This is a genomic window from Clostridium sp. AM25-23AC (genome assembly GCF_003435125.1).
Lineage (GTDB): Bacteria > Bacillota > Clostridia > Lachnospirales > Lachnospiraceae > Pilosibacter > Pilosibacter fragilis.
Map to the genome: position 1 here is coordinate 1 of NZ_QWGI01000059.1, position 5418 is coordinate 5418.

The following is a 5418-nucleotide window of genomic DNA, read 5'->3' on the forward strand; positions in this document are numbered from 1 at the left end:
TGTTAACCGCGCTGTCGTAGGTTCGAGTCCTACTCGGGGAGCTTTTTTCGTACTATCCGATGAACCTGATGACTGGTAATACTACCCGGTTGACAGAGGCATGTAAATATGGTAGTATATATTTAAGGCCCCATGGTCAAGCGGTTAAGACATCGCCCTTTCACGGCGGTAACACGAGTTCGAACCTCGTTGGGGTCATTTAACTAAATATGGCGACATAGCCAAGTGGTAAGGCGTGGGTCTGCAACACCCTGATCACCAGTTCAAATCTGGTTGTCGCCTCTCTTATGAGAGCCTCAGAATCCTTTATTTATAAGGGTTCTGGGGTTTTTGTTTTATAATTTTGATGTTTGCGCGTGTTTGCGGTCTGAAAACAGTGCATTGTATGAAGATTTACCTATCTATATTCATACAATAAATTGATTTGATCTTGAATCTGGCACATTTTCAATGCATTAAAAGGACTATATATCGTTTGCGCAAACAAGGCTTCTGATAGCAATGAGTATTGCTGATCTGCTTATAGCTATAAAGGAATTGCAGCTCAACAAGATTTATGCTCCGGCTGTCCTTACAAAAAAATATTTAGAAGAGAGTGTGTTTGCGCAAGCAGAAGCTCATATCTCCTTTATTAGAATCGTAAAATGGTCGCTATACCTTAACCGAGAATAGCGGCCATTTTACTTGCTGTCTCTTCATTGGAAGTAATATTGCATAAATAGTGTTGTGTCATGGAAAGTGTCGTATGACCAAGCAGTTTTTGTAACTCTGTATCTTCCATACCATTCTTATACATGATAGATGCTGTCGAGAAACGCAGCTTGTGGGAGGAGCGGTATTCGATGCCTAAGTCCTCACAACATTTTTTCAAACGGCGATTGAAAGTAACTGTTGCCAATGGGCTGTCGCCACGATAAAAGATAAATTCCTGATTATCGGGTTGTAACTTTCGGATCCGGCTGAGAATGGCTTTTGTTGCAGGTGTCAGTGGCATGGAGCGAATTCCGTCTGCTGTATTGCCCTTAATAGAATTGATAACTCGGTTCTTATCATCTACAAAGCGTTGTATACGGATGGAGTCTCCATCAATGTCGGACCATTTTAGGTCCTTTATCCGTATATCAATGAGGTATCCTCCAATGTGTATGATAAAAAGCTTATGTTTATATTATACAATAAGTGCTCAGATAATGAAAGATATAAGTGTGCGAAAAAAACGGTCGTTTTTTTATACAGTTTCAACTTGCGTATATTGCCAATCATCTGTACACTATAAATATAACATTTTTTTCATACAATCGGGAGAGATGTGCATTGAACTATGGATATATAAGGATTTCTACAAAATTTCAGAACGTGGAACGACAGGAGCGCAACATCCGCCTGATGTGTCCGGATCCGAACCTTGTTATCATCAAGGAAATTTTTACTGGTAGCACACAGGATCGGCCTAAGTGGCGGAGATATTATCCCAGATTTATGCCTGGAGATAATATCTATTTTGATTCGGTTTCCAGAATGGCCCGTGATGAGGATGATGGAGTAAAGGAGTACCTGGATCTGTATAAAAGAAAAGTGAACTTGTTTTTCTTCGTGGAGCCTGGGATCAACACGGAGGTATATCGGGAAGCCTGTCAGATGCAAATTCCACGGACTGGCACGGAGGTTGATATAATTTTGGAGGCCATCGAAGCATATCAAGTGAAGCTTGCAGAAAAGCAAGTCCGTATTGCCTTTCAACAGGCCCATAAGGAACTGGATGATCTCAGGCAACGAACGATCGAGGGATTAGAAACAGCCAGACGTTCTGGAAAGCAGCTCGGCCGGCCTTGTGGCCGGTGCATCACCGAGAAGGAACGAAAGGCAAAAAATATTATTCTGAAACGTGATACGCTCTTTGGTGGAGATCTTTGTCCATCTGACTGCATGAAAGTAATCGGCATCAGTCGCGGCACTTACTACAAATATAGAAACGACTTATCTAAATTTCCAATTGCATAGTAAAAGGCGGAAATGCATCCATGTGTATTTCCGCCTTAAGTTCCTTTAACATAGGCGACCAGTGATCACCTATTTACATAAAAGATAAAGATATCCATGATAATAAATGCTATTCCAAACACATGGTTAGAAACTTTAAATAATAAGGGAGTATCTTTTTCAAGTATATCTTTTTTAAATTTTGCAAGCATTGCACACTTCAATACGCAGAATACAAAAAAAGCCAAAAGTCCGGTTATTTGTAAATTCTTATAATTGTAATAGGATGCCCATGCAATAAAAATACAAAATAATATCCCTGATAAATTAAAATACGAATAGACATTTCCCTTATATTTCATAGCATACCTCTCAATTAATAAATCTCATAAGATACATAGCCCGGGGTCCAACCTAAAACACCATCGTTTGTATATCCATAGGTATAACTAATATGGAGTACAACTGTATATCCATATATCATACTTCCAGCCGTAAGTAATATATTGGCAGCATAAAGCGCGGCTGCTAAAGTCACATAAGGCGAAGCAGCCATAATTTCACTAGCAATTCCAGCAGCTGTTGCGGCATCGTCAACGTGAATCGTTACATCAATAACGCATGTTTGCCCAATGGATGGGTTCGAAGGAAAACCTTTCGCCCTTGCGGAATACGGCTGGGTATTTTCATAAGCACGGTCAACTAACCTTTCAGCTTCAGTTTCTGTAGCTCCGTATTTTGTCATTAATACCTGGATCAGTTCATCCCTGCTGAGAGAATCGAATATTTGTTAATGCAACAGCCCCTATAATATTCATACAAAATCTCTGAAAACAAGAATTATTAGGCTAGTTATTATGACTATGCTCCATACTTTTTGAATATGTTGAAATTTGGTTAGCGTTTGATTATTCCCTTCTATTTTTGCAATTGTTTTTAATTTTAATCCAAACAGTAAAAATATAAGCAAACAACATATCATTAAAATTCTGGTAACCGCAAAAATAGTATCATTTAACAGTATAAAGCTATTAAGCAAATATACGCTAACAGATAGCATATAAGCAAAGGATGTTAAAGAAAAAAATATATACAATTTTTTGTTCAATAGTATTCACCCTCTTTCACGTTTAAATATTTCAAAATTAGGCGCATCATTTATTTTTTGTGTGTAAATTTTATCATAATTATTTTGAATATGCAATATTTATAAACAAATCATAAAAATGCTGTAAGTTTTTGGTTAAAATGTAAGAAATTATTCATTTTTATATGTGTATGTAGTAATACTATTCACTTAACTATATTGTTTGTTTTATATCTTTAGCGTTATGCATAGAGTAAAGGGGGAAAGTTTTCAAATACCTTCAGATCTGAAGTCCAGAATATCCACATCTCAGAAAATGTTTTTTACAACCGATTTATTTTAAGCAGTTAAAGAAGCCGGATGATTACGTGTAGTCATCCGGCTTTAAATATTGTGGGAATCTTCGCCCGCCTGTATTTCTTCACTAAGTAAAAGCAGATTCCGGTTAATCCGCTCAATTCGTTGCATCTGCTCTGCAACGAACTGTTCTCCCTTTTTTGTATTCCGGATTCTGGTTCTGGATTGTTGCCTGGCATCAGTTAATCCATATCTGACCTCTGACAGTGGAAGATCCTGGTGCAGTAAAATATATGCAAGTGCCGCTCGGAACGGTTCGCTGATATAAAAGCGATATGCCTGATACACGGCCGACTCCAGCTCTCCCAGTTCAGTCTCTATAAGCAACTTACATATATGATCTAATTCCTCATCTGGAATTGCAAAGCGGAATACTATCAATGCCGCTGTTTTTCGGCATTCAACAGGTATGTTTTACGGAAAATATTCCCGATAGCAACCGATCAGGTCCATTAAAAATTTTTCTTTCATCGTTGATCACCTCATGGCTTTTCTTCTGTTATATAAAGAAATCATACCATAAAAAATTTCATTAACAGGATGCATATCGGGGAGCAAATAAACATGGGAGATTTTTCCCCCCTGCATGCGGAAAGCACAGCTCTTTCCAGTGCGCGCTTGGGTAACATGCGAATGCACCATTTCCGTAATAATCGCAATACAATGATACCGTACAGAATTCGAATGGCGCGATTATTTTAATTATATGAGAAATTAGATTAAAAAAGGAAACTATTAGGTATACAGAAAAAAACATACATGTTATACTAATGTTAGGCTACCGTTAGGCAAAAACGACAAAAGTGCTCAAGTAATATGTGAAAAATCCCGGAGGTTGCAACTCCGGGGTTTTTCTATTTTGTGGTTACAGGATGGATTGATCTCCCCGGCCTGAACTAGGCGTGGATGCTGTCCGGGATACTGATGCTCCCAGGAATCTTCCGCAGATTCGTTCATCAGATATGCTTATCAAGCAAACGGTAACTGGAAAATTACTGAATCTTATTTTTTCTGAACTATATTTTCTTATTTGACACCCATAACGTTACACGGTATAATATAAATATGATTAAATCATTTGCACACAAAGGCTTAAGGGAATTTTATGAAAGTGGTTCCAAGAAGGGAATCCAACCAGAGCATGCGCCAAAACTAGGAAGAATGCTTGATCGTCTTGATGCAAGTATAAGTCCACAGGATATGAATTTACCAGGATATCGATTACATCCTCTGAAAGGAGATAAACAGGATATGTGGGCTGTTACTGTTAATGGTAACTGGAGATTAACATTTTATTTTGAAGGACAGGATGCGTATCTCCTAGATTACCAAGATTATCATTAGAAGGAGGAACATGTATGACCAATAGAAAACCAACACATCCGGGAGCTGTCCTCCTGGAAGATGTTATAAAGCCGCTGGGTCTTACCATCACAGAGGCTGCCAAAATGCTTGGGGTCAGTCGAAAGACATTGTCAGAGTTTGTAAATGAAAAAGCAATGCTAAGCCCTGATATGGCAATTCGCATCGCGAAAGCAACGAATACTTCTCCAGAGAGCTGGATGAATATGCAACAGAAATTGACACTATGGGAAGCTGAACAGCATCTTCCAGAAAATGTCATTCCATTTCCATCCGTGCACTCTGAAGAGGCCGCTGCATTACAAATGTAATAATAAATGGGGCTGTCGCCTAGCAAAAACATTGCTAATGCGACAGCCTCGTTGTACTTGGTCCATGAAATGGGTTGCAAGTTTTGCTAGAAATATGCCCTGTACAAAATGTCCGCTTAGATATCCGTCTCAAGCAGCACCGTCTAATTGCGCAACATGGCAGGCGGTTTGCCCCTCTGCGTAGGGACTGTGACCCTCCGATTACATAAATTTATATCTTTTTGAGACATTTTTATAAACAACGCACCATTACAATGTACTGGTATATTAAATCAACCTATTGTGCTATTTCAAATAAAACGTTTAAAAACTTGTAAAAAC

Annotated in this window: 6 protein-coding genes and 2 tRNA genes; 5 read left to right on the plus strand and 3 right to left on the minus strand. The window is 38.6% G+C overall.

What is annotated here, in order from left to right:
- Positions 1-126 precede the first annotated feature (126 nt).
- A tRNA-Glu gene (locus DW677_RS17335) sits at positions 127-198 on the plus strand.
- A gap of 13 nt (positions 199-211) precedes the next feature.
- A tRNA-Cys gene (locus DW677_RS17340) sits at positions 212-282 on the plus strand.
- 376 nt (positions 283-658) lie between these two features.
- Here the strand turns inward: DW677_RS17340 and DW677_RS17345 are convergent.
- On the minus strand, positions 659-1150 hold the full coding sequence (locus DW677_RS17345; RefSeq protein ID WP_117470485.1) for a tyrosine-type recombinase/integrase: 492 nt from the start codon (positions 1148-1150) through the stop codon (positions 659-661).
- A gap of 164 nt (positions 1151-1314) precedes the next feature.
- Here DW677_RS17345 and DW677_RS17350 point away from each other — a divergent pair, with 164 nt between their 5' ends.
- A complete protein-coding gene (locus DW677_RS17350; RefSeq protein ID WP_117567898.1) occupies positions 1315-2001 on the plus strand; it encodes a recombinase family protein in 687 nt (228 codons plus the stop codon).
- A gap of 65 nt (positions 2002-2066) precedes the next feature.
- On the opposite strand, the gene DW677_RS17355 is transcribed toward DW677_RS17350, so the two are convergent.
- Positions 2067-2342, minus strand: coding sequence for a hypothetical protein (locus DW677_RS17355; protein WP_015552225.1), 276 nt, complete (start codon positions 2340-2342; stop codon positions 2067-2069).
- A gap of 14 nt (positions 2343-2356) precedes the next feature.
- A complete protein-coding gene (locus tag DW677_RS17360; protein WP_015552226.1) occupies positions 2357-2725 on the minus strand; it encodes a hypothetical protein in 369 nt (122 codons plus the stop codon).
- Positions 2726-4489: 1764 nt separating this feature from the next.
- On the opposite strand from DW677_RS17360, the gene DW677_RS17375 reads away from it, so the two are divergent.
- Both DW677_RS17375 and DW677_RS17380 read left to right on the plus strand, forming a co-directional pair.
- On the plus strand, positions 4490-4768 hold the full coding sequence (locus tag DW677_RS17375) for a type II toxin-antitoxin system RelE/ParE family toxin (protein ID WP_015552228.1): 279 nt from the start codon (positions 4490-4492) through the stop codon (positions 4766-4768).
- Between the two features lie 14 nt (positions 4769-4782).
- The gene (locus tag DW677_RS17380; protein ID WP_117470490.1) at positions 4783-5097 is read left to right on the plus strand and encodes a HigA family addiction module antitoxin; all 315 of its coding nucleotides are present in this window, start codon (positions 4783-4785) and stop codon (positions 5095-5097) included.
- Positions 5098-5418 lie beyond the last annotated feature (321 nt).